Consider the following 24,438-nt stretch of genomic DNA (forward strand, 5'->3'; position numbering starts at 1 on the left):
ACAAAGTACATGCTTGAAATTTTTATTTTTATTTGTACTTTTAATAGAACTTCTCATTTTTTGAAGTTGCACTGGTGCGCTATTATCAGATTTTCTTTGCCAGCTTCATATACTCATCCCTCGGACAGTTATGGGATTCAAAAAAATCTTCAAGAGCTTTCTTCATTTCGGCAGCTACTTCGGGATGCCTGTCTATAATATTGTTATTTTCAGCCATATCCAGTTTGCGGTTATACAATTCGGGGGTTATCCCGTCAGCACCGATGGACATATATGCCCATTCCTTTGTGGTTACGGCAGGAGTTACCTTCCAGTCATCTTCCGCATTACAGCCGCTGACGGCATATTTTCTTCCGAATTCGGCTTTTGAATCGTAAAACTGCTCTTTAAAGGAAATTCCCTCAAAAGAGTACCCGGTCTTTATTTCCAGCAGTTCAAACAAGGTTGGCATAATATCCTGGGGCTGTACCATTGCATCACAAACACCACCGCCGGTCACTCCGGGAACATAAACTATCAACGGAATATGCCGAAGCTGGGAATACATCGGCCACCACAGGTTATCATCCGGCTTTTCCCTGTTGCCTTTTCCCACATGCCCATGTTCTCCCATCTGGAAGCCATGATCCGAAGTAAACAGTATAATGGTATTTTCCATCCAGCCCACATCTTCAATCTTTTTCAAAAGGAAACCTATCCACTTATCAACCATGGAGACTTCAGCAAGATACTGGGCTCTCATGTTTTTCAACTCTCTTTCGGTATATGCTGCTGCAAGGCCATAATTTGGGTCCCTCATCGGCATGCCGTCATAGTCCGGATCAAATTTCTTCACAAAGTAATCGGGTGCATCCCAGGGCTCATGAGGATCGAATATATCCACCCAAAGGAACATATTATCTGCCTTGTAATTCAAATCAAGCCATTTGCTTGCCTCAACAGTGGTCTTAACACAATGGTAGTCAAATTCTGTTTTTCTTTCCCAGTTAATCCAGGGATGTATGTCTGCAAGATAGGCACCCATTCTTTTTGTCTCGGTACGGATCTTTTCCTCGGGCAAATGTCTTTCGACAGGGTCATTGCAGTGAAGGAAGGTCAAATCCCCTTCCTGTCCGTGTATGGCATGGCTGGCATGGAAGCCTCTGGTTATCCACCAGTTGTTCTTCTGCAGGTTGGGAGGATCAAATATTATTTGAGTCCGGTATCCGTTATCCCCCAATATACCCGCCATAGTTGGCAGGTTAACCGGCATAGGTCCCCATCCGAAATGAGGAAATCCGACTTTTCCCGTATATGTATCTATCCTGTTGGGCAGCGTAGGAAAGCTTGAACACATATAGTTTGTGAAACACAACGATTTTTCCGCAAATGCGTCAAGGTTGGGTGTCTTTACATCCTTTCCTCCGCAGCAGCTTAAGTTGTCAAATCTGAAAGTATCCGACATTATGCATATTACGTTCATTATATCATCTCCATTTTTAATTTTTCTCAATTCTTACCCCTTAACAGCCCCCAGGGTCAAACCGGAAACCATGTACTTCTGCAATCCGATAAATACAAGCAGCACAGGCAGTGATGCACAGACGGAGGCCGTCATGATTTTAGCCCAGTCATATGAGTTTTCACCGAAATAAGTCAATACAATGCCAGGTGTCAAGGTCCTCATTTCAACTTTGGTAATAAGGGTCAAGCCCCAGACAAAGTCATCCCAGCCTATCAGGAAGGCGTATATTGCAACTGCAAGAATACCCGGCTGAATGAGGGGAACAATGATTTTCCAGAAGGTCATGTACCTTCCGCAGCCATCTATTGCTGCGGCCTCTTCCAGAGATGTCGGTATGGTATCATAAAATCCCTTAAGTATCCACGTACTCAACGGCAGAGCTATGGTTGTACACGCCAGTATAAGTGCCGTATAAGTGTCCAGTAAACCCAGATTTTTATAAAGTGAATACAGTGCTATCATTAAAGCGACCTGCGGAAACATTTGAGTGGATAGAAAAGCCAGCTGGAGTATCTTGCTCCCTGCAAATTTAAATCTTGAAAATGCATAGCTTGCATGCATTGCCAGTAATATGGCCAGAATTGTTGAACCAGCCGATACAATTATAGAGTTTTTATAAAAGGTCAGAAATTTCAAATCCGACAGCACACGCACAAAGCTGTCAAGGGTTGGCTTTACCGGAATCCACTCAGGCGGCAGCCTTAAAAGTACATCATTGGTCTTGATCGAAGTCATGATCATCCAGTATATGGGGAAAATAAATATTACGGTAAATATAATAAGAATACAATATTTAAATACATTGCCTTTCTTCTTCTTTTCTTTTCCATGGGTTTTATCAAAAGTGTTACTCACAATATTCAACTCCTTCCTAATCAGAATTAACTTCCATTTTGCCAAGTATTTTGTTATAAGCCGAGGCAAATACTATAAGGAAAGCCAGCCAGATGACACCGATAGCCGAGCCTTTTCCCATATCAAACTCCATAAAGGCCTTCTGGTAGGTATATAGTGTAAGCGTTGTGGTGGAATTGACCGGACCGCCATTTGTCATGGTAAAGAAGAAACCAAACATCTGAAAATTAGTAACTACAGAAGTAAGAGTTACTGATTTTATAACACTCATTATACAGGGAATTGTAACATTCCTGAAACTTTGAAACCAATTTGCCCCATCTATTATAGCGGCTTCCTCCAATTCCTTCGGAACCGTCTGCAAAGCCGACAGCAGCATAACCATCATTAACGGCATCTGTCTCCAAACCGCCGCAATAACTATACTTCCCATGGCAGTATTGGTTTGGCCCAACCAGTTTATATTCTTATCCACAATATGCAGCTGGTTTAAAATATAATTAAGTACACCATACTGTGGCTGATACAGCCACATCCAGAGCACTGCCGCAACGACAGTAGGGATAGCCCATGGTAAAAACAGAACTCCTCTGAAAATATTTCTGCCCTTGATCGGTGAATTCAGTAAAATCGCTGATAACAACCCGATAACAAATGATATGATTACTGTGGAAAACACGTATAACAGTGTCCGCTCAAAAGATTCTATAAATTCTTTATCCCTTAATACCGACGTAAAATTTTCAAAATTATTCCACACAATATTATTTAGATCAAACATACTGTATGAATACATACTCATTCTCAATACCTGAAGCATTGGTATAAATATGGTAACGGCCAGCACCAGCAAGGCTGGTAAGGTTAACGCCCAGGCATATATCCTGTCATTTTTTGCCCTGTTCAATTTAAAACCGGTTTTCTTCATATTTGTCTTATTTATCATTGTATTTTGTTCCATTTGATCACCTTCAAAATTATACTCTTTACCAGGTATTTGGGTGTGAAAAAGGCAGGCGGTAAGCTGTTTGTTTAACACCTGCCTTTTATAATTTAATTTTTGCCTATTTATATAACTCTTCTATTTTTTTCTGTACATCCCCGACTACGGTGGGTATATCATCGTTATTCATGGTTACTCTTTCAACGCCTTTTATAATTTCAAGACAGGCCTTATCAAACATGGGATTATTTGCCGGCAACGGACTGGCAGTTTCAGATTGCTTGTTAAATACCTTCATGTAGTCATCTTCATTCATTTCAGGCAGTGCAGCAATGGATTTTCTGGCCGAAAGGGTGCCGTAAGCCTTATGATAATTTAACATAGCTTCCTTCCCTACAAGATATTCAATCAGAGCTGCAGCCGCTTCCTTGTTCTTTGATTCGGCAGCAATGCCAAGTTGATGTTCGGTATAAACGGTCTCACTTCTGCCGGTTTTGTTGGCCGGAATTATGGCTACTCCCATGCTCTTGTCAAATTCGGCTCCTTTGCCGCTGATACTTCTGAATGTGCCTCTTCCCATATCCCCGTCAAAGCATATGCCCAACCTGCCGGATGCAAATAAGGATCTGACCGATTTTTGTTCCACACCTGTCGGCATAATATTTTTAGCAGCAAGATCCCTCAGATACTGCATGGCATCTTTTGTTGCCGTACTATCGAAGGTTATTTTACCACTCTCATCCTGGAATTTTCCTCCGAAGGCGTACATGAGACCGATAAACACAGTTCCCGCATGGGATTCCTTGGAATTTGCATAACCTATGCCATAAATCTGATTTCCGTCTTTATCCTTTCCAAGTGCTGCAATCTTTGCAGCGGCAGCAACCATTTCCTCCCATGTGGCAGGCGCTTTTTCTGGATCCAGCCCGGCCTGTTTAAACAGGTCCTTGTTCCAGAACATGGCATTTGGATGCGGAGCCCAGGGTAAAGCCATTACTTTTCCGTCAAATGTAGTTCCGGCAAGATTATTTTCATAAAAATCACTTATTGTTTCTGTTTTAATTAATTTTTCCAACGGTTCAAGCGACTTTGCACCGTTAAATGCAACCATCATTTGAGAATTACCCATGATAACATCTGCCGGATTGCCCGAGCTGCACGCAATCAAAACCTGATCCTTATACTGTGCAAAAGGAACTCCTACGGTTTCAACCTTAATATTCCCGTTGGCAGCCATGAAATCATCCATTAACTTTTTAAATATCTCTTTTGTAGATTCTTCAGTCTCAAGCCAGTTGCTCATTCTAACAGTTACTTTTTCCGCTGTGCTGTTATTTTGAGTTCCGGCGGCAGTTGCCGCAGCATCCGGATTGGTTGCCTGCTTTGACACATCCGGATTTTGCCCGCAGCCTATAAGCAAGCTGACACAAAACACAAAAATCATTGATACAGCCAAAAACCTTTTTAACATTTGATCTCCTCCTAAAATATTTATTATGTATATCACCGGTATAATTAAATATTAAGGCTTAAAGCGCAGAAATAAAACGACACAGAATTCAGATAAGGTATCTTTTTTTCACTTGATATTTGCCCTGTATTCTGAAGGCGTCATTCCAACCATCTCTTTAAACAGCCTTGCAAAATGTTTGGTGCTGTAATATCCCACAATCTGGCAGATCTCATGTATTTTCAGATTGGGATTTGCAAGGAGTGTTTTGGCTTTCTCAACTCTTACTTTAGTCAGGTAATCTATAAAATTCTCTCCCGTTTCCTTCTTAAACAGAGAGCTGAAATAATTCGTATTCATATGCACATGCCTGGCTACACTTTCAAGGCTTATGCTGTTGAAGAAATTCTTGTTTATATATTCTTTTGCGGCTTCTATGGTTTTTCTTTCACTTCTTGGTTCCTCACCGCCTCCGGCCCCTTCATCTTTTTGCCTGCTGGCAGTATCCCGGCAGGATTTTTCACTCTCAATATCTTTTTCTATGGATTTAAGCAGGTCCGAAAGTTCAAACCTGTTGACAGGCTTCATCAGGTAATCCACTACACCGCTTTTTATTGCATGCCTTGTATAACGGTAATCGGTGTGTGCGCTCAATACGATAAACTTGGTGCCGGATTCGGTTTTCATTATCATATCTATCATTTCAAGACCATTCATCAACGGCATCTCAACATCCACGATGACAACATCAGGATTCAGCTTAATGGCAAGTTCCAACCCTTTTTTGCCGTCTGAAGCTTCGCCTGCTACTCTGAAATTTGAATTACTCAACTCTATTAATTTGGTGAGACCCTTCCTGATAATTTCCTCATCATCAACAATCAAAATATTGAACATCTATGTCTCCATCCTTTTTATGGGTTTAGCCGGTATGACCAATTCGACCGCAGTCCCTTTGCCCAACCTGCTGGAAAGCTTTAATCCATACTGCTCGCCATAGTAAAGCTTTATTCTTTCATTGATATTATTCAGGCCTATACTGCCTTCTTTACTGAGGGACTCCTCTTTCTCAAGGGATTTGTGCACATCCTCCAGCCTTTGTTCAGTCATACCAACCCCATCATCCTCAATAATGATCCTTATATTCTCATCTTCCTTATTTATAATTATCCGTATATGCCCATCGGTTCCCTTTTGGGCAATACCGTGACATATGGCATTCTCAACTATAGGCTGTATTATCAGCTTTAAAATTACATGACTTTTTACATCTATGTTTGTAAAAAGCACTACATTCAATTTGTCTTTATATCTTATTTTTTGAATATTTACATAATCCATTACATACTTTATTTCTTTATCCAGACTTATGGAGCTGTTTTTATTGTCCAGATTAAACCTTAATATATTGGCAAAAGAGGTTAACAGATCTGATATATCAAAGTTGCCGGCCAGTATTGCCATCATATTTGCTGATTCAAGCGTATTATACATAAAGTGAGGGTTTATCTGACTCTGCAGGGCATTCAGCTCTACCTCCTTCTTTTTTAGCTGAATTTCATAAACCTCTTTAATAAGCTTTTTTATGTTTTTTACCATTTTGTTGAAGCTTTTGCTCAATTGTCCTATTTCATCATTGCTTTCTATTTCCACAGCTGCATCAAGATCACCATTTTCAACGTCCATAATTGTCCTCTTTAATCTTTTTATAGGCCGGCTTATTCCCATTGCTATAAAATTGGAAATTAAAGAAAGCAGCAGTACACAGAAAATTGCTGTAATTAAGGTATACATCCGTATTTTCTTGACCTGGTCGGAAATCTGCGATATAGGTGAAATAAATACAACATTCCAGCCTGTTTTTTGTGATTTACTGGTAATGACCACATTCTCCGCTCTTAATTGGCTGAGCTTTGCATCTATATCCATGAGCATTCCCTCTTTTAGTTTTTCAGTACCCTCCACCCTGATATTTTCAGGTGAAATATAGATTACCCTATTATCCTCATTTAATATGAGCATCCTGCCGCTTATTTTTTCCCCGGTACCTCCTACAATGTTTTGAATTGCCTGCACATTTATATCTATATTTATAAAACCGATATAGTCACCATTACTGATATCCGTAAGCCGGCGGATATAGGAAAAATTCATCTTCCTCCCCGTATTGGTATACTTTTTTTCAACATGGGGGGATACCAGCAAATTTCTTACCTTGCCGCCGGTTACCCTGCCATACCAGTCCTCCTTTTTAAAATCATAGGTTGGTGACAGGGCAGATGTCAGATTTCCGTAAAAAAGATCGTCGTATTTGGAATAGATATACACACCGTCAATATTCGTATCTATTACGCTCAGGCCCAAAATAAACTGTCCTATTATATCCCTGTTGTCCAGCTTTTCTGCGAATGTGGCCTCATGGTGCGTACTTAATATCTGCTGCACCGAAAAGTTTGAATATGCCGTGTAGGTGAGTCTTTCAAATTTTTCGATATAGCTGTCAATATCCTTGCTGATTTGTGTAATTACAAGGTTTGCATAATCTTCGGTCTGCCGGATGACAGTTTTTGATGAAATATTATATGAAACCATTCCCAAAATGACAGAGAGAATAATTACAACAGACAGATAAGTGAATAGGAGTTTGTTTTTAATGCTGGTATCTTTCAGCTTCTGACGGATCCTGTTTAAAGTGAAATACTTCGGCCATATTTTCATATGTTATCCCCTGTTAGTCCTGAACTAATTTAGAAATCTTTGAAACCTTATTCATTCAGCTATGAAAAGATATAAGATGGATATGTGATAAATCACATTATAAACTACTATCATATATCACGCAATATTTGTAAGTTTTTGTCGAACTATTATGACATTTAACAATTCCTTAGTATTACTGGAATCTCCTCACCTGCTTCAGCCATTTTTATTTTAAGAGCCTCTGCCAATCCATTACAAATATCCATATAGTCTTGATTTCCAATGAGATTGACCTTTTCATGGGGATCGGACTCCAAATCATATAAGAACTCTTCAAGATATACTTTGCTGCCCGAATCCTTCCAGCCATCCTTATCAGGCGCATGTACGCAATATTTCCAGCGGCCGGTTCTTATTGCCCTGGCTACCCCGGTCTCACTGATTTGAATGAATACGTTTTCAGGCCATGAGTAAACCTCACCGTCTACCAAAGCCTTTAATGATTTTCCATGCATATATTCCGGAATACTTGCACCACCTATATCAATAACTGTGGGAGCAATGTCAATAAGGCTGGCCAATTCCTCTCTTACCTCTCCGCTTTCAAATCCGGGGCCTGATATTATAAGAGGTATTCTTATGCTTGACTCATGACATGACCGCTTGTATTCACTGTTTCGGGTTTTGAAGTGACAGCCGTGGTCGGATGTATATATGATTATGGTATTATCTTTTAATCCCAGTGCCTCAATTTCGTCATTAATTCTTCCAAAATTTTCATCCAACCGCTTACACATTCCGTAATAATCTGCAAGTCCGTCTCTCCAGTCACCCTCCTGGTCAATAAGATCCCCGGGAACAGGATAATCCTTAAATTTTTCCGCATAGCCGTCAGGTGAAACAAACTTTTCCATATCATTCTGATGATGAGGTTCAAGATAGGATAAAAACAGGAAAAACGGTTTTTCAAGAGTGCGTGTCCTCAAATAATCAATGGCAAAATCTGTAATGGCATCCGCTCTGTATTTATCTTTAAATGTGATCTTTTTATTTTGCGAATCAAACAGTAATCCCTCATATGGATGAGTTGTATGTTCAAGCCCGTCCGAAGCAAGCCAAAACTCCTCATACCCTCCTCTCAGTTTTAGTGGGACAGGTTTATCCCTTGTTATTGCCAGATGCCATTTACCTATGTAGCCCGCCTCATAACCCTCATTCCTCATTATTTTTGCAATAGTGTTTTCATCGGGGGCCAACGGCCTTCTATTTCTGAATACTCCGGTTTCGGTACCAAACCGCCCGGTTTGAATGCATGCCCTTGCAGGAGTACAAACCGGCTGGCATGAAAATGCATTTTGGAAGCGTACCCCGTTTTGGGCAGCCTTGTCCAGATTGGGTGTTATGTCATTGTGGGTTCCATAGCAGCCCACCGTATCCCACCTCTGCTGGTCTGTAAAAAAGATGATTATATTTGGTTTTGTTTGTTGGCCCATATGGTTCTCCTTCTTAGTAAAAGATAAATTAAACAGTTTATTTTACAAAAGTATATATTTATATTATATTAGAATTAAACCTTAAAAAAATGGATTATATATGAGATTTTATGTATTATATTATTATTTATATAAAAGGTTTAAAGTTAAAAAGGAGAGTAAAGTATGCACTGGTTCAAAATTCCTGTCACTGATCCCCAATTAAGATATAATACTGAATTGCTTTTTGATTGTATTGCCTATAGAAAGCAAAGAGAAAGTGTTGTACTCAATCCTAAAGGTCCCGGCCACTATACTTTCTTTTTTTTCTACGAACCGGTTTATGTAGGTGACGGTGTAAAATTGTCCCCGGTCCCTCCGAAAACGTCCATGATATGCAGACCGTTACAGACCAGGCATTATGGAACAGACTCTTCAAAATGGACCCATTCATGGTTTTCCTTCAACGGTACTTTTGCAGACAAATTGCTCAGGGATTATGACATCCCTGTAGGTATGCCTTTTAATCCGGATAATGAATTTATAGTTGAAAAATATATACTTCAGCTATACGGTGAGATTTTCGATAGTCCATTCCCGGATTTAAATATTTTGAAAAACATTTTTCACAATTTTATTATTGAACTTAAAAGAAGTATAGACAAAAAAACCTTCAAGGAACAGATTTCACCCTCCATAAGGGATGTAAAAAATTTTATCGATCTGAATTTTACAAATAAGATAACCCTGGATTCACTCTGCAGGATCGCCAGCTTATCAAAATCCCAGTTGATAAACCTATTTAAACTGCATTACAATATAACACCCGTAGAATATATAATACAGCTCCGGCTTGATGAGGCAAAACAGCTGCTTATAGATATTAATCTCAGTGTACATGATGTAGCCAGGGAAGTGGGATATGATGATATATTTTACTTTTCCAAACTCTTTAAAAACAGGTTCGGTGAAAGTCCTTCAAAATATAGGAAATACAGCTATAAATAAGACTACTATTCTTCACAATAAATCATTAATTTTTTCCCAAATGATTGCAGCGGCCTCTTTTCCTCCGTCCATGCCGATGATTTTTTTCATTAACGCTTGGGCATTTTCCTTATAGCTGTCATTATGCAGAATCAGGCAAACAGCATTACGTATTGCAGCCGAACGCCATTTTTTACATGGTATGCGCAGGGCTGCTCCATATTCCTCCATGTGATCCAGGTTCATTTGCTGTTCGGGCTGCAGGGCAATTTCTACCAGGAGTTCCCGAGGCTGCCGCTGTTTGCACAGTTCCCTGTCCTCCGTGGCAAATGGTGATATCCGCAAGGGTAGTCAATCCACTTGGAAATGTGTGGGAGCATGGACAAATCATAATTGGAGTGCTTCGCCCCGACAGAGCCTTTGACAACCAGACTCAGGCAATGCTGGACGGCGATACTGCCATTACGGCTGTGGGGACTGCAGTCGCAGTTGCATTGGAAAAAGCTGTTGTCCGCGGAGTACTGGCAGCACAGGGAAATACATTTTCACAAAAATAATGTGTTTTAGTATATAAAAATATAAACCTAGACATAATGATGTCAGGTTTATATTTTTATAATTGATTATGAGGTGATGGCATTATGCAAATAAGCAGATTATTTCAAATATTGTATATTTTGCTGGAAAAAGGAACGGTGACTGCCAACCAGTTAGCTGAACGTTTTGAAGTATCGGTAAGAACTATCTATAGAGATGTTGAAGCTTTGAGCCAGGCAGGTATTCCCATATACGCAAGCCAGGGCAAAGGCGGAGGTATTTCCTTATCTGACAGGTTTGTACTCAAAAATCCTTGCTTTCAGAACTGGAACAGGAGGAGATTTTGCTTGGTTTACAAAGTATGTCCGTGGTGAGTTATCCTGAATTTGATGATGTGCTGTCCAAGTTAAGCAGTCTTTTTATGAAAAGTAATATCAACTGGATTGAAGTGGATTTTTCGACCTGGGGAGATGAAGAAGAGCAAAAGGAAATATTCAGCCTGTTAAAAAATGCAATACTTCAACAAAAGATAATTGCTTTTTCCTATTTTGGCGTTTCCGGAGATAAAAGTGATCGCATTGCAGTACCTATGAAACTGCTTTTCAAAGACAAAGCCTGGTATCTTAAAGGCTACTGCCTGGACCGCAAGGCTTTGAGGACCTTTAAAATAACACGTATGTCCAACGTTCATGTTACAGGTAATTACCCTGATTATCAGATTTTGCAGCATAAATTATCAGTTCCGGCCAATAAGCCTTCCGCAGCTTTAAAGGTTGCTCTCAAGCTAAAAATATCCGCTGCAGGAGCCTATCGCGTATACGATGATTTCGGCAAAAATGAAATCACAAAGGATCAGGATGGCTCATACATCGTCACCACATCTCTGCCGGCCGGTGAATGGATTTTGGATTTTCTTTTCTCCTTTGGTCCCTTGCTTGAAGTCATTGATCCTCCGGAAATACGAATGAAAATGGTCAGCGGCATTCAAAAAATGGCAGAAAAATACTCAATATAACTTGACGTTATGTTGTCAGGTTATATCCGCTATAGTTAACTTGTAATCTATTTCAAGGAGGTAACAAACCATGGAAAATAGTCCGCACTTATTGGGTACAAACAAGGAACTTGAAGGCAAACGTATACTCGTAACAGGTGGAACCAGAGGCATCGGCCGGTCTGTAGTTTTGCGGCTGCATAACGCAGGAGCAAAAGTAACAGCGGCAGCCAGAACTGCACCTCAGGATTTACCGGACAATGTCGAATTCATCCAGGCTGATGTCAGCAAACCGGAAGGGACGGAAAAAATCATCCGTGAAACCTTTGAAAAGTTGGGCGGGCTGGATATTCTGATCAATAATGTAGGCGGTTCCTCCACATCTACCGCAGGAGCTTTGGCGTTATCCGACGAGGATTGGCTGACCACATTTAATGCAAATCTTTTTTCCGCCGTCGGCCTGGACCGGGGTTTCCTGCCTTACATGATCAAGCAGCGCAGCGGTGTCATCGTTCATATTTCATCCATCCAGCGTAAGCTTCCCGGGAATATGACCATGGCATATTCGGCTGCAAAAGCAGCATTGACAAATTACAGCAAAAACCTGGCAACAGTGTTCGGCCCGGACGGAATCCGCATAAACACTGTTGCACCGGGATTTACCGAAACTGAAGCAGCCGAACGTCTCATTGAAAGGATGGCACAAAATTCAAACTGCGGCTATGATACCGCCCGCAGGCAATTAATGGAGCAAATCGGAGGTATACCTCTGGGGCGGCCTGCAAGACCTGAAGAAGTAGCAGAACTTGTAGCATTTCTTGTATCAAACAGGGCATCCTATATCACCGGATGCGAATACCTGATTGACGGCGGCACAGTCCGGACCATCTAAAACGTTAATTAAAAGGAGAAGAAAAATGGATATTAATAATATTCCTCAAATAATAAATGATTTTATTACTGCATCAAACAAACCTGATCCTGCTGCCTATGTAAACTGTTTTTCAGATGACGCAACTGTTATTGATGAAGGACAGACCAGAACCGGTAAGACAGCCATTAAAAACTGGAGTGACGTTTACCACTTCGCAGCCAATGTAACACTTGAGCCACGGGCTGTAAAACAAAGCGACAATGGAATTACAGTCACCTGCAAACTTGATGGTGATTATGACAAGACCGGCCTGCCCGACCCGCTCCTACTGGACTACCATTTCAGTATTTGTGCCGGAAAAATCACCAGACTCTGGATATCCTGTTAAGTTTGTATCATGGCTGAATATTTCTTCAAAATGACACAGTGTCATCTTGACACTATCCTTTTTCCATGATAAATTATTCTTAAGATGACACCATGTCATTTTAAGAATAATTTACACAAGAGGAGCTAATATGCCAAAAGTTCATGAGGATTATGCTGCAAATAAAAGAAATTTTATCATCAAATGTGCAAATGAAGCATTCCTGGAAAAACCGCTCTATCAGATCACAATGAGGGATATTATTGTAAAGACCGGCTTCAGCCAGGGCACCATATACCGTTATTATTCAAATGTCGATGAGATTTTTTTGGACTCGGTCAATCGGAGCACACCGCCAGACGTGCTGGAAACCGCCATAGGACATTTGTTCAGCCTAGATAAAAAAGAAGCTGATATTGTTTTTGAAAGCATTAATGCTATGGGTGATTACATAAAGAAACTGCAAAATACCGTAGGAGGAAAAATACTCTTTGGAATACTTGTGCTGTATGCCTTCGACCAACAAAAAAAAGAGTCGGTATTGCAAAGGCTGATTTTCAGGCAAAGTCTTGACAATGCCCAAAGCCGTATTATCGGATATATACGGCAAAACATTGAGAAAGGCGTATTTAAGCCAATCATACCACTGGAAGAAATCATCCGTTTCACGCAGGCAGCTGTTGACGGGATATCCACCGATACGGCCATACAGTCCATTGAAGACCGAAGTGAGACATACATTTCAGAAATGTTCGCAACACTTGCAAAAGCCATCCTATATTTTTTGGGTACAGCGGAGGAATAAACTATGTATAAAAATAAAGAACAAAACGGTATCCTGCAATATCTTATGCTCACCTTTTTAATTGCATGGGGTACGGAAGCTGCCATCATAGCCGGAGAAAGGCTGGAAATATTAAAGGGTGCGGCAGGTACGGCCCTGATCTTTTTGCTCATAGGTTTCGGTGCGGGTTTTGCACCCGCCTATGCGGTTTGTATTCTCTTAAAAAAGCAGGGGAAGGTAAAAGGCTTTAAGGATATTTTCAGGCTCATCCTGCATACCCCAAATATCAAACAAGCAATATGGATAACAGCAATCTTCCTTGCAAGCCAGCTCTTGGTCAATGCTGCCAGTGAGGAGTACACAGGCAATCCCTGGTATCTTTTTATTCTTCTCCTCCCTGTCATGGTCATAGGCGGCGGAGTCGAAGAGCTTGGCTGGCGCGGTTTCCTGCAGCCACAGCTGGAAAAAAGGTTTCCCTTTGCCCTATCGGCATTAATAACAGGCGTCATTTGGGGCTGTTGGCATCTGCCTCTCTGGTTTGTCCAAACCTCCAACCAATCCGTCATGAATTTTCCGTCATTTTTATTATATTGCATCACATTCGGCTTCGTCCTGGGTCTGCTTTACTGGCTGACAAAATCAATATTTGCCTGTGTATTGCTGCACGCCTGGGGAAATTTGCTGCAGGGCATGTTCACACGCAGTGCCCTTACCCATCCTGTCAGCATAAAAATGGCCGTCCTTTGGGGATCGGAAATTCTCATGGCAATCATAGTTTCCATGCTCATAACACGTTTAAAAAAGGAGAGGACAATTATTAATACATATAAATAAGAATTGTTCACATTAACCGGCCATTTACAAATAATTAAATAACCAAATGGTTAAATCATAAAATTAAATTTACCTGATTGCGGCCATTGGTCTTGGAGATATACAATGCTTCATCGGCGCGCTTCAGTACATCGCTGTAATCAGTGTCGGTTTCTTTAAAAAATGTGAAACCTATGGATAGAGCAGGATTAATTTCATTATTTTCAGCTGAAATTTTTAGTGAAGATACCACAGATAATATTTTCCTACCGTACTCAAGCGCATTTTCCTGCTGCAGCCCGTAAAGAATTATCACAAATTCGTCTCCGCCCCACCGGATAAGCTTGTCAGAGCTTCTAATAACCCGGTAAATTGCCTTTACGATTTCTATTAAAACCAAATCTCCTGAAGCATGCCCATGTTTATCGTTTATATGCTTAAAATTATCGATATCTAACATCATTATGCCGGGATTGGAACCGTTCCTCTTATACTCCCTGAATGCGCGGATCAAGTCACTTGTTCCGCTCTTACGGCTGGCTGACTTTGTAAGAGAGTCCTGGTTGATTTCAGATTCCAGTATTTTCCTGGAATGCCGGTGATACAACTTTTCAATCAATACAATCAAGGAATAGCTCAGAAACAGTATTATGACGAATAAAAAAACCAGTACCAGCGTAAGTCTTGATGCAAGCGCCCTGCTTTTTTCATTGGTCTGGTCTACATATGACTGAAGATCATTCAAATAGATCCCCATGTCAATAACCCAGTTATATTCCCTGTACAGCTTGGCATACGCTAATTTCTTGGAAACAGCATCCCTGTCAGGCTCCTTGAAATAGTAGGAAAAAAACAGCTCCCCGTCTTTATTAACCCCTTGAAGTTCGGTTAAATAAGGGAAATTGCCCTTTCCGTCGGTCATATCAGTGGACAGATACATACCTTCCGTTTCGGGCAGATTCGGATGAACCCTTCTGATGGCATAATTTTTGCCGCCATTATAATTTATGATCTCATTAATCCAGATATAAGAATTATCATCAAATTTTAAATTTCTGATTGTGTCGGATATTTCAGACTTGACAAGCTCATCGATATAGTTTTTGCTTATGCCGAAAACAACCGTTTCATCCCCCTGGGTAACAACCTCATATGAAGATAAACCGGATATAACATTATTAAACGTAACCTTTTCCGGAGCATCAGCCAGATTTTTTGAAATGTAAATCACTTTATTTTCTTTGTTGTTCCAAAGCAGTACTGTCCAAAATTCGTAATCTGAATTATCACTGAAGAAGCTGATAGCAAAGTCCTTAAAATTCAAATCGGTATGTGTTGTTTTTACATTGATAATAGCCGACGTATTCTTTACCAGTTTTTCGGTATACCTGGTCTTGGCTCTTCTTTCAGCGTCAATTTCGGAAATCAGGTTATTTACAGTATCTTTCATGAAATCCTTCCTCAGGTCCAGAATAGTTTCCCGGGTCTTGTCTATATAAACATCGCTGACTTTATTGATTGAAAATAAATAAAAGTAAACCACAACAAAACAGGTAATTCCTGCGATTATCAGTGAGATAACTGTATATTTGAGCTTTATAATATGTGCCTCCTTAATCGTATATTTCCTTGAGATTATGGGGGAAGAAGTCAACCAATGAGGCTAAAGATCAACCTCCTGGTTCTGCTATTATAACATATTTCGACAATATTAGCCAGATTCGCAGCCTTAAAGTCAACATACCGGAATTAGCCACATATGACAGATATTATTAATTTTTATACCCGTTAACAAAATTTTGTGATATATTTTATAATTAGTTTTAAAATATAATTATAAAGTCAAAATGAAGTCAAAAAACAGACAGGAGAATACTATGTCATTCACCACCTTACTATACCACGAAATCCGGGAGAGCCGGATGCACCGTCCGGAACAGGCTTCTCCAATTGAGGTGAAGCAGGATTACAGGGACAATTTGCCCCCTCCGCTCTTCGTCACCCTGAAGAATTTCCTCGCCCAGATGGAGTATTTGCATGAAAACGGCTTTCATACTTTAACACTCTCTGAAATAAAGGATTATTATTACAGGGGAGCCGGACTGCCGGAAAAATCCGTATTGCTTACCTTTGACGACTGCTACCAGTCAGTGGGACTTTACGCATATCCCACATTAAAAAAGTATGGGTTTCATGCCGTTGCCTTTGTAGTTACCGGCTGGCTCAATACACAAAGAAAACCTTTCGATCCGGAGAAATCCATTTGTCTTACCGTAAAAGAACTGGAGGAAATGTCCAATATTTTTGAATATGCAAACCATACCGACCAATTTCACACCAGAACCGGAACCACAGTCAGCAGGATGCTGGAAGCAGATCAGGAGAAAACCTCCGAAGACCTGGACCGCTGCAATGCCAGTCCTCTCGTGGGTGCAAAGGATGTCTTTGCATATCCCTTCGGCCTGTATTCCGATCTGAATGTGGCCCTGCTTAAAAATAAAGGGTTCAAGCTTGCTTTTACCACTGAGGGTGGCAGCAATACCAAGGATACCCCTCCACTGCTTCTCAAGCGGAATGTCATACCCTATTCCATGGATATGGAAACCTTCAGAGGCATCACAGGGTGACGGAAGCATTCCCCCCGGCCGCATCAGAGTTGAAGCCGCGGATATAACATTAAGCATTTAATATAAATAAAAGAGAGGAACATAAAATATGAAAAAATCAATCATAATATTCGCATTATTAATGGGAATTCTATTCATGCCCTCATGCTCGAAGGCCGGCAATAATGCCGGGAATTCATCCGAATCCTCGGCCACCGGCAGTCAAGCGCCCAGCGGGCAGGAATTGAAAGTAGGCATCCTGCCTGCCGAGTCGGCCATTCCCATCATTCTTGCAAAGGAAAAGGGCTTCTTTGACCAGGCCGGACTAAAGGTATCCATCAAGTCCTTTTCTTCTCCAAATGACCGTAATGTAGCGGTTCAGGCCAAAGAGCTGGATGGGGCCATAGGCGATGTCATGACCGGCGCAGCCTTTGTAGATAAGGGCATTGCCATGAAAATCACATCGGATATCAGTGAAGACTTTAAAATATTATCCTCCCCCGGTTCCAAGATTGAGAAAATGGAAGAGTTAAAGGGCAAACGGATTTCTCTTGTACGGAACTTTCTCCTGGAATATATCATGGACCAGTTTGCGGAAAAAGACGGATTTGATTATCAGATCGTTGAAATACCTTCCTTTGCTGGAAGGGCCGAAGCTCTCATGTCCGATCAGATTGACGGAGTCGTTTATACAGAACCGCAGGCAGGCATGCTTGTAAAACAGGGTGCGCATCTGCTGGGAAGTTCAAAAAAAGCAGGAATCAAAGGCGGTACCCTGCTGTTCACAGATACCGTGATTTCCGGCCGTCCCGGGGACATAAAAAGATTCTATCAGGCTTACAACAAGGCCATTGATTACATGAACGACACCGATGTGAAGGAATACAGCTCCATCCTGAAAAATTACCAGTTCCCCGAAGCAATCGGAGATTACCTCTCCAATCTGTCCGGGAAGTTCACTCATGCAGGAACCATCAGTGAAGACCAGTTTGATAATATCATCAAATGGACTAAAGACAAGGGGCTGACAGGCAAGCTCTATACCTATGATGAATTAACCGACTTCTCGTTTATAAAATAGTATTAACTTAACGTGTTGTATTAATTGGTTAATCAATATTACCAGTAAAAATTTATTGATTTTATATCGGTACTTCCGTGCTAACCTCAAGCAATGGCTGCACACAAAGCGCTTACTTGAAATAGTACGGTTCACAACAAGTATTTTCTTGCCGTCGCAGCGACTCGACCATCCGGGTCTCGTGTGCTGCTCAAAGTGACCTCCTGTCACTTTGTCGGCTAAAATACTTGTTGTTTACCTACAAATTTCAGCAAGCACTTTTTACCGTGCCATCCATTGCTTGAAGTTGCACTCGCGTGCCGGTATAATCAGCATAACTTACCTAACCACAAAGTTGAGAGTTAATTCAATCAGTACAGCACGTTATTTCATACGCTTCAGCCAGGGAGCACAGGCTGCTTCCAGCCGGTCCAGCAGCTTAAAGAGCACTATTCCCACAAGGCCAAGGGCCAGAATGCCGCTGAACATCTGCACATAATCCATCTTTGTCCATGCGCTCAGGATGTAATAGCCGATCCCGTATACCGTTGCATAATTCTCGGCAAAAAATAGCGAAGCCAGCGATATTCCGATACTTATCCGCAATCCTCCGAATATATGGGGGAGGATTGCCGGCAGAATCAGATACCGGTACTTCCGGCCCGCCGGTGCACAGAAGCTCTCCATTACCTTGAAATACAACGGAGGAATGTGCTCCACTCCATCCCGAACCGACAGTATGATCTGGAATATGATAATAAAAATCACAAGAATTATCTTGGACGTATTTCCAAGGCCGAACAACAGCATGAAAACCGGCAGAAAGGCAACCTTAGGTACCGGATAGATAAAATACAGTAAAGGTGAGAACAATCTCTTGCAGGTTTTATTCACACCAAGAACGATTCCGGCCGGAACCCCAAGAAGCATGGAAACGCCCACAGCTGCGGCCACTCTCAGTATGCTGGCGGCACAGTGTCTGAGCAATTGGCCGGGTACTGTCAGAATATAGGCCACAGTTTCAACCGGGGACGGTATGGTGCGGGTTTTCAAAAGCAGGTGAAGAAGCTCCCAAAGGATGAGAAAGCTTAAAAAACCTGCCAGCTGGCTCTGAGTTAATCTTTTTATATCCTTCATGGTCACATCTCCATCTTTAGCAGCTTTCTGAGCTTGATGCACTGGTCATAAAAGCCCAGCTCTTCTCTCGCGTTCTTTACCGAATAATAGGGGTTGTCCATCTGTGAGACAGTTCCATCCCCGTTCATCAGAAGAATGTGCTGTCCCAGCATAACGGCCTCTTCAATATCGTGGGTGACAAACAGCAGTGTCGCCGTCCGTTTTTGCTGTTCTCTTATTATTATGCCCTGCAGCTCCTCCTTTGTCATTGCATCAAGTGCAGAGGTGGGTTCATCCATCAGGAGCAGATCCGGTTCTCCGATCAAAGTCCTTGCCAGAGCCACCCGCTGCCGCTCACCTCCGCTCAGTTCTTGCGGATACTTGTCCTTATGGCCTTCCAGCCGCATCTCAACAAGCAGTTCCATTACGGCAGCCTCCAGACTGTCTGTCCGTCCCTTTATTTTCAACGGCATTGAAACTGCATCCTCTACGGTCTGCCAGGGAAACAGCCCCAAATCCTGAAACAGGAAGGCAGTTTCGCTCCTGGGAGCCCTGACTTCCGCCCCATTGACGGTCACTGTTCCCCCATCAGGCTTTAAAAATCCTGCAATGAGGTTCAGAATGGTACTTTTCCCCGAACCCGACTTACCGATCAAAGCATAGGAACCTCCAGCTTCCAGTGTCAGGCAAACATTGCTGAGTATCTCCCGCTTTCCATAGGAGAAGAATACCCGATCCATTATAATAAAATCTTTCATATATTTTAATTCCTTATACATACCCTCTATTGACAAAGTACAACACGCCTCACGTCGGTGATTTTTGAGCGAGAGAATTTGGCTTGCGGCAAGGCAAAGACGTGCAGTAAGGCTTTGTGCCTTCCAAGCGGCTTCAACGCAGCCGCAGGGCAAATTAACCACTCAAAAACGTATCGTACATTGTCAATAAGGGGTAGGATATTTTTATAACACATTATAGCATTGTTTCCGGGGTTAAAAAACATTTATCTATACGGCCGATATGCCACATAACCCTGGGGCTCGTGAACAAAGCCGGCACTGCTGAGTGCTTCTGCGGCCTCCTCCGGATAATCCTTGATCACAATACGGTTTTGTGATGAAAATATCCTGCGCCTTGAATAATCCTGTACGAATACCCCAAGTACTTCGGCGGCGCTATCCGGCTCAAATACCCGCAAGGTCCTGCCCTGGCGCTCCAGAACGGCCACCGGCACACCCGCCCGCAATGCAACAGCCGTACCGGCAACATTCAGAAATGCCCTGTCCGGCATATGCTGCAGACATTTGCCCCAGGGCTGGGCCGGATCGATTGCATTCAGCCATACTGTCTGTCGGCGGGGCTGTTCCAGTGTCAGCATGGTCCCGGCATAATCCTTCTCCCGTATAAACTGGATTCCCGAAAGTCCTTCAATAAAGTACCCGCGGCGCACCCGGCCGGTATATTCCCAGATGCGAAGTGTCTCAAGGGCGGTGCTCCAGGAAATCCCCCGTATTGTCTCACGGCAGAGTAAAACCACCCTGTCGAAGCTGCGGTCCAACTGCTGTTCCGTTGTCAGAGGCTTTAGAGGTCGGGTAACCTCCCACCGCCCGGTTGTCAGTATCTTCATGCGGGCATTGACTTTATGGCGTGCTGTACCCTTTTCCAGCTTATCCCTGTCCAGCCACTGCCGGACCGGAATAAAACTGTCGGAGGTCACAAGTCCTTTTGCTGCAAGCTCCAGCAGGGTATCATAGGGCGAACCTTCAACCAGCCCGGCAAGTCTTTGCATAAAACTGGCCCCGCTTTTTAACAATACATCATATATGATTTTCTCCTTTCCCTCCAGGGTTTCGGCCGTCCCGGACTGCTCGGCCTCCCAGTCAATGTCTCCGGTCTGGTGAAAACAGAGGCTGGTCTGGGGACTGAGCTGCCAGAATGTATTTCCCCCGGATAAAACAGTGTCCATAAACTCCGGACGGTAATTCCCCACGCGTGCCGGCAGCAGGATGTTCTCCCAGGCCTCGACCGGATACGGCTGATCGCTCAGTGTTTTAAGCGCGGCCTCCAGCTGTTCAGCCGCCGGTGCCGAAATAAGCATGCGACTGGCAAGCAGCGCGGCATACCGTTCTGCCGGAAGGGTTCTTACCTGCTTGCGCCGGCTTTTGATAGTTTCATTCCTGGCACGGTCATAAAGCCCCGAATGATAGTACATTCCCTCCTGCTCCACCGCGTTTCCCTGTGAACAGAGCAGAGTGAAAATTTCAAGTGCAGCCTCCTCGGTCCACAGGTACCTCTCTGCCACCTGCTCGCATGATTTTGCCCCCCTGTATCTCAGCAGTCTTTGGACCAGGCGCTTTCTGGCATCGGTGACTATTCCCTCCAGAGCATCCGAGTATTCCTGCTCCTGCTCGGCGGCAATCCATAAGCCCGGCTCGATATATTTCACACGTCCCGCGGCAGCAAGTGCTTCCAGCCATTCAACCGGTATTTCCAGCTCCCCGGCAGTCAGATCTCCTTCTATCATCAGCAGGGAATGAAGCTGCTGTTCATCCTCCGGAAGCCTGGTACGTTCAGATACACGGGCCAGCTGCTCCGGCTCCGGCTTAATCTTCCCGGCCCCTTTTAGGGCCTCTGCCGCAGCCTGATGTATTTTCTGCGGTGTGGGCGAATAATCATACATCATTGCGGCTTCGGTCTGGCGTCTCAGCGGCAGGGACATGGGAGAAGGCGTATCGAGATACATCTCACGGACCTGGATATCGCCCGAGCGTACTCCATTCAGAATGTATTCCACTCCCTGCAGATCCCAGTAATCCTCCAGACATTCCCGCCTTGTTTCCCGGATCAGGGGATGCTTTTCCTGCTCAACCAGTGAGGAAAGCAGTTCCGCACTTCTCATACGCTGTACCCACAGCGGCTGGCGCCTGCTGCTCCTCACTCCCATTAAAAGTGCCCGGGCAGTGTTATAGCGGAAATTCATGTTATACAAAGGTGTTGCAGGAAGTAATGCTGTGACTATCTGCCTGGCGGCAGTTGGTGATACCTCCTGGAGCAGGCCTTCGGGCAGGGGACTGCCGTTAAAGGGAAACAGGAGGAATCCGTCATCGTCGGTCACACAGCTGATTGTGGTATCCATATGGCGGTTTGCCGCTTCCTTCACAAGAAGGGACAGGGGTTCATTCACCTGACGGCCGAATACCGAATGCACCATCATCTGATGGTTGCTGTTTTCATCCATAAAATGTCAATCAATATGGTCCTGTCGTCTGGCAGGAGGCCCGTGCTTTGCAGCTGCCGCTTCAGAAAATCCGCCGCACTTTTTGCGGCCGGCTCGTCCAGCCCCATTTTTTCAAGCTCTTTTAGCATGGAACCTGCCTCATCTGCACGGGCAAGCCTTCGGAACAGTTCACCAAAGGCAATGCCTGTCCGCAGCCTCCGCCCTTTGATCTCACCGTGCCAAAAGGGCAGTCTGGCACCTGCCGTATTGGTCTGGGTCACGATTACAGAGTCCTTTGATATGTTTACGATCCTCCAGGCAAATGTGCCCAGGAGAAATCTGTCGCCAATTCTGGTTTCAAAGACAAATTCTTCATCCAGCTCACCCAGCTTGACACCGCTTTCGGTCCTGCATGTATATAAACCTTTGTCGGGTATGGTTCCTCCGGCACTGACCGCCAGCATGCGGCTGTAGGCATCCCCCGTTACATGATTATGGAGCCTGTCATAAATTATTCTGGGGCGCACGGGAATATCCCTCTCATGCTCGTAATCCCCCGCAAGCATACACAGAATTTCCCGGACATCCTCCACCTTCACATCACGGAAGGGAAAAGCCCGGGAAAGCAGCTCCATGACCTCCTCAACCTCATAGCCTCCGCCGCAGGCCATGGACACAAGGTGCTGGGCCAGGATGTCAAAGCAGAGCCTGGGAGGCTTTGAGTATTCGATACCGCCATTTCGCGCCACCTCTGCGGTGAGTCCGCAATACAGCCCTTCCACCGCTTCCCTGGGAAACATGTGCATGATGCTTATGCGGTTTGGATTATGCCCGGCGCGGCCCAACCTCTGCATGGTACTGGAGATGGAACGGGGACAGCCGATCTGGAATACCTGATCTATATCGCCCACATCTATTCCAAGCTCCATGGAGGAGGTGGCACACAGAAGCCTCAGTGCCCCGCTGCGAAGTGAGTTCTCAACCTCAAAGCGCTGTTCCTTGGATAAACTGCCATGATGCGTCCGGGCAAAGCCCTCTCCTCCCAGCTGGTTTATAAAATAGGCCAGCTTTTCGGCATAAGCGCGCCCTTCTACAAAGGCAATGGCGCTGCCCGTACCGCCGCAATAGGAATATACCGTTTTTGCAAGCTCCTGCCAAACCGGGTCTTTCATTACAGTTCTTTTGTCCGACAGGGGACTTGTCACTGCAATCCGGATCTCCTTCTGCATTTTGGGTGCAATAACTGCAACCGGGTCGGGAGACAAATACCGGGCAGCAATATCCAGAGGTTCAATTGTGGCAGACAGGCCGATCCTTTGAAGCGGCCGTCGGCACAGCCTGTCCAGTCTTGCAGCCGACAACATCAGATGGGCGCCCCGTTTGGAATCAATGAGGGCATGCAGTTCATCTATTATAATTGCTTTAGCAGTTTCAAGAATTTTCTGTCCGGACTTACTTGTCAGCATCAAATATAAGGATTCGGGAGTGGTAATCAGGATATGCGGAGGAGTCTTGCTCATCCGGCTCCTTTCCTTTTGCGAGGTGTCACCGGTCCGTATGCCGACGCTAATTCCTGTGCTCTTTGACGGGATACCTGCTTTTAACTGTTCCTCAAGAATTCCGTCCAGAGGACGCTTGAGATTCTCACGTATATCACCGGCAAGTGATTTAAGCGGCGATATATAGATCAGCTGCAGCTCCTGTTTTAAATTACCGCTCCGGGCCTGTTCCAGCAGTCTGTCGATAAATACCAGAAATGCGGTAAGTGTCTTACCGGTACCTGTCGGTGCCGATACCAGCGTGTGCCTGCCCGAGGCAATTGCCGGCCAGGCCTGCTGCTGAACGGCAGTGGGTGAACCGAGGGTATTTATGAACCATTTCTCTGTCAACTTGTCAAATAAATCCGGAAATTTTTCCGCCATAGGTATCTCCTTCGCTGTAGAGGAATAAATAAATTTCATTATTTATATTCTCCATTTTAAAGTACAACTCCTCTCGTAATATTTTATACAATATTATTGACATATTATCATTAAAGTTCTTGACAACCTAACAACCGTTAGGTATAATTTCCCTAACAACTGTTAGGCGAAGAGCGATAAAGGATACTTGCCTGCATAACATTTTGTGGCGGCTAAGCGGCTCAAAGCCATAAAATA

At 43.5% G+C, this 24,438-nt stretch carries 21 protein-coding genes and 1 pseudogene; 10 read left to right on the top strand and 12 right to left on the bottom strand.

The features are described 5' to 3' along the window. Positions 1-85 precede the first annotated feature (85 nt). The 7 genes from CTER_RS01400 to CTER_RS01430 all read right to left on the bottom strand — a co-directional run bounded on the left by CTER_RS01400 (position 86) and on the right by CTER_RS01430 (position 8,945). Positions 86-1,492, bottom strand: a complete 1,407-nt coding sequence (locus CTER_RS01400) for a sulfatase family protein (protein ID WP_131469361.1) — start codon at positions 1,490-1,492, stop codon at positions 86-88. Between the two features lie 3 nt (positions 1,493-1,495). After that, positions 1,496-2,359: a carbohydrate ABC transporter permease gene (locus tag CTER_RS01405; protein WP_004623145.1), complete on the bottom strand. Its 864-nt coding sequence runs from the start codon at positions 2,357-2,359 to the stop codon at positions 1,496-1,498. Between the two features lie 16 nt (positions 2,360-2,375). Next, positions 2,376-3,320, bottom strand: coding sequence for a carbohydrate ABC transporter permease (locus CTER_RS01410; RefSeq protein ID WP_004623136.1), 945 nt, complete (start codon positions 3,318-3,320; stop codon positions 2,376-2,378). Positions 3,321-3,423: 103 nt separating this feature from the next. Beyond that, a complete protein-coding gene (locus tag CTER_RS01415; protein WP_004623150.1) occupies positions 3,424-4,773 on the bottom strand; it encodes an ABC transporter substrate-binding protein in 1,350 nt (449 codons plus the stop codon). Between the two features lie 108 nt (positions 4,774-4,881). Further along, positions 4,882-5,649 carry a response regulator transcription factor gene (locus CTER_RS01420; protein ID WP_004623132.1) on the bottom strand — a complete coding sequence of 256 codons (768 nt, stop codon included), beginning with the start codon at positions 5,647-5,649 and terminating at the stop codon, positions 4,882-4,884. Beyond that, the gene (locus tag CTER_RS01425) at positions 5,650-7,470 is read right to left on the bottom strand and encodes a sensor histidine kinase (protein WP_004623131.1); all 1,821 of its coding nucleotides are present in this window, start codon (positions 7,468-7,470) and stop codon (positions 5,650-5,652) included. 158 nt (positions 7,471-7,628) lie between these two features. Continuing rightward, positions 7,629-8,945 carry a sulfatase family protein gene (locus tag CTER_RS01430; RefSeq protein WP_004623163.1) on the bottom strand — a complete coding sequence of 439 codons (1,317 nt, stop codon included), beginning with the start codon at positions 8,943-8,945 and terminating at the stop codon, positions 7,629-7,631. 165 nt (positions 8,946-9,110) lie between these two features. Between CTER_RS01430 and CTER_RS01435 the strand changes: the two genes are divergently transcribed. Next, the gene (locus tag CTER_RS01435; RefSeq protein WP_004623164.1) at positions 9,111-9,932 is read left to right on the top strand and encodes a helix-turn-helix transcriptional regulator; all 822 of its coding nucleotides are present in this window, start codon (positions 9,111-9,113) and stop codon (positions 9,930-9,932) included. Positions 9,933-9,944: 12 nt separating this feature from the next. Here the strand turns inward: CTER_RS01435 and CTER_RS01440 are convergent, their stop codons facing one another. Beyond that, a complete protein-coding gene (locus CTER_RS01440; protein ID WP_004623157.1) occupies positions 9,945-10,256 on the bottom strand; it encodes a UDP-glucosyltransferase in 312 nt (103 codons plus the stop codon). On the opposite strand from CTER_RS01440, the gene CTER_RS01445 reads away from it, so the two are divergent. From CTER_RS01445 to CTER_RS01470, 7 genes are all read left to right on the top strand, one after another. Next, positions 10,241-10,468 carry a hypothetical protein gene (locus tag CTER_RS01445; protein WP_131469364.1) on the top strand — a complete coding sequence of 76 codons (228 nt, stop codon included), beginning with the start codon at positions 10,241-10,243 and terminating at the stop codon, positions 10,466-10,468. The genes CTER_RS01440 and CTER_RS01445 overlap by 16 nt on opposite strands. Before the next feature lie 84 nt (positions 10,469-10,552). Then, a complete protein-coding gene (locus CTER_RS29100; protein WP_341349503.1) occupies positions 10,553-10,822 on the top strand; it encodes a helix-turn-helix transcriptional regulator in 270 nt (89 codons plus the stop codon). Continuing rightward, the gene (locus CTER_RS01450; RefSeq protein ID WP_341349504.1) at positions 10,792-11,463 is read left to right on the top strand and encodes a WYL domain-containing protein; all 672 of its coding nucleotides are present in this window, start codon (positions 10,792-10,794) and stop codon (positions 11,461-11,463) included. The genes CTER_RS29100 and CTER_RS01450 overlap by 31 nt, the downstream gene beginning before the upstream one ends. A gap of 70 nt (positions 11,464-11,533) precedes the next feature. Further along, entirely contained in the window at positions 11,534-12,334 is an 801-nt protein-coding gene (locus CTER_RS01455) for an SDR family oxidoreductase (protein ID WP_004623155.1), read from the top strand. Positions 12,335-12,359: 25 nt separating this feature from the next. Further along, positions 12,360-12,704, top strand: a complete 345-nt coding sequence (locus CTER_RS01460; RefSeq protein WP_004623151.1) for a nuclear transport factor 2 family protein — start codon at positions 12,360-12,362, stop codon at positions 12,702-12,704. A gap of 130 nt (positions 12,705-12,834) precedes the next feature. Continuing rightward, positions 12,835-13,488: a TetR/AcrR family transcriptional regulator gene (locus CTER_RS01465; RefSeq protein ID WP_004623168.1), complete on the top strand. Its 654-nt coding sequence runs from the start codon at positions 12,835-12,837 to the stop codon at positions 13,486-13,488. Between the two features lie 3 nt (positions 13,489-13,491). Then, positions 13,492-14,301, top strand: coding sequence for a CPBP family intramembrane glutamic endopeptidase (locus tag CTER_RS01470; protein WP_004623134.1), 810 nt, complete (start codon positions 13,492-13,494; stop codon positions 14,299-14,301). Between the two features lie 55 nt (positions 14,302-14,356). On the opposite strand, the gene CTER_RS01475 is transcribed toward CTER_RS01470, so the two are convergent. After that, complete coding sequence (locus CTER_RS01475) at positions 14,357-15,730, bottom strand: diguanylate cyclase domain-containing protein (protein ID WP_242834919.1); 1,374 nt, start codon at positions 15,728-15,730, stop codon at positions 14,357-14,359. Between the two features lie 427 nt (positions 15,731-16,157). Here CTER_RS01475 and CTER_RS01480 point away from each other — a divergent pair, with 427 nt between their 5' ends. Beyond that, complete coding sequence (locus CTER_RS01480) at positions 16,158-16,907, top strand: polysaccharide deacetylase family protein (RefSeq protein ID WP_004623141.1); 750 nt, start codon at positions 16,158-16,160, stop codon at positions 16,905-16,907. 88 nt (positions 16,908-16,995) lie between these two features. Further along, positions 16,996-17,967 carry an ABC transporter substrate-binding protein gene (locus CTER_RS01485; RefSeq protein ID WP_004623133.1) on the top strand — a complete coding sequence of 324 codons (972 nt, stop codon included), beginning with the start codon at positions 16,996-16,998 and terminating at the stop codon, positions 17,965-17,967. A gap of 363 nt (positions 17,968-18,330) precedes the next feature. On the opposite strand, the gene CTER_RS01490 is transcribed toward CTER_RS01485, so the two are convergent. The 3 genes and pseudogenes from CTER_RS01490 to CTER_RS29220 all read right to left on the bottom strand — a co-directional run bounded on the left by CTER_RS01490 (position 18,331) and on the right by CTER_RS29220 (position 24,201). Then, the gene (locus CTER_RS01490) at positions 18,331-19,083 is read right to left on the bottom strand and encodes an ABC transporter permease (RefSeq protein ID WP_004623162.1); all 753 of its coding nucleotides are present in this window, start codon (positions 19,081-19,083) and stop codon (positions 18,331-18,333) included. A gap of 2 nt (positions 19,084-19,085) precedes the next feature. Next, on the bottom strand, positions 19,086-19,820 hold the full coding sequence (locus CTER_RS01495) for an ABC transporter ATP-binding protein (protein ID WP_004623166.1): 735 nt from the start codon (positions 19,818-19,820) through the stop codon (positions 19,086-19,088). A 245-nt stretch (positions 19,821-20,065) separates the two neighbouring features. Continuing rightward, positions 20,066-24,201: pseudogene (locus CTER_RS29220) on the bottom strand (DEAD/DEAH box helicase). Positions 24,202-24,438 lie beyond the last annotated feature (237 nt).

The organism is Ruminiclostridium cellobioparum subsp. termitidis CT1112 (genome assembly GCF_000350485.1).
Lineage (GTDB): Bacteria > Bacillota > Clostridia > Acetivibrionales > DSM-1351 > Ruminiclostridium > Ruminiclostridium termitidis.

Coding starts and splice junctions, on each gene's coding strand:
- CTER_RS01410 (WP_004623136.1), bottom strand. CDS start 3,320: ATGGAACAAAATACAATGATAAATAAGACAAATATGAAGAAAACCGGT.
- CTER_RS01415 (WP_004623150.1), bottom strand. CDS start 4,773: ATGTTAAAAAGGTTTTTGGCTGTATCAATGATTTTTGTGTTTTGTGTC.
- CTER_RS01420 (WP_004623132.1), bottom strand. CDS start 5,649: ATGTTCAATATTTTGATTGTTGATGATGAGGAAATTATCAGGAAGGGT.
- CTER_RS01425 (WP_004623131.1), bottom strand. CDS start 7,470: ATGAAAATATGGCCGAAGTATTTCACTTTAAACAGGATCCGTCAGAAG.
- CTER_RS01430 (WP_004623163.1), bottom strand. CDS start 8,945: ATGGGCCAACAAACAAAACCAAATATAATCATCTTTTTTACAGACCAG.
- CTER_RS01435 (WP_004623164.1), top strand. CDS start 9,111: ATGCACTGGTTCAAAATTCCTGTCACTGATCCCCAATTAAGATATAAT.
- CTER_RS01445 (WP_131469364.1), top strand. CDS start 10,241: ATGGTGATATCCGCAAGGGTAGTCAATCCACTTGGAAATGTGTGGGAG.
- CTER_RS29100 (WP_341349503.1), top strand. CDS start 10,553: ATGCAAATAAGCAGATTATTTCAAATATTGTATATTTTGCTGGAAAAA.
- CTER_RS01455 (WP_004623155.1), top strand. CDS start 11,534: ATGGAAAATAGTCCGCACTTATTGGGTACAAACAAGGAACTTGAAGGC.
- CTER_RS01460 (WP_004623151.1), top strand. CDS start 12,360: ATGGATATTAATAATATTCCTCAAATAATAAATGATTTTATTACTGCA.
- CTER_RS01465 (WP_004623168.1), top strand. CDS start 12,835: ATGCCAAAAGTTCATGAGGATTATGCTGCAAATAAAAGAAATTTTATC.
- CTER_RS01470 (WP_004623134.1), top strand. CDS start 13,492: ATGTATAAAAATAAAGAACAAAACGGTATCCTGCAATATCTTATGCTC.
- CTER_RS01475 (WP_242834919.1), bottom strand. CDS start 15,730: ATGAAAGATACTGTAAATAACCTGATTTCCGAAATTGACGCTGAAAGA.
- CTER_RS01480 (WP_004623141.1), top strand. CDS start 16,158: ATGTCATTCACCACCTTACTATACCACGAAATCCGGGAGAGCCGGATG.
- CTER_RS01485 (WP_004623133.1), top strand. CDS start 16,996: ATGAAAAAATCAATCATAATATTCGCATTATTAATGGGAATTCTATTC.
- CTER_RS01490 (WP_004623162.1), bottom strand. CDS start 19,083: ATGAAGGATATAAAAAGATTAACTCAGAGCCAGCTGGCAGGTTTTTTA.
- CTER_RS01495 (WP_004623166.1), bottom strand. CDS start 19,820: ATGAAAGATTTTATTATAATGGATCGGGTATTCTTCTCCTATGGAAAG.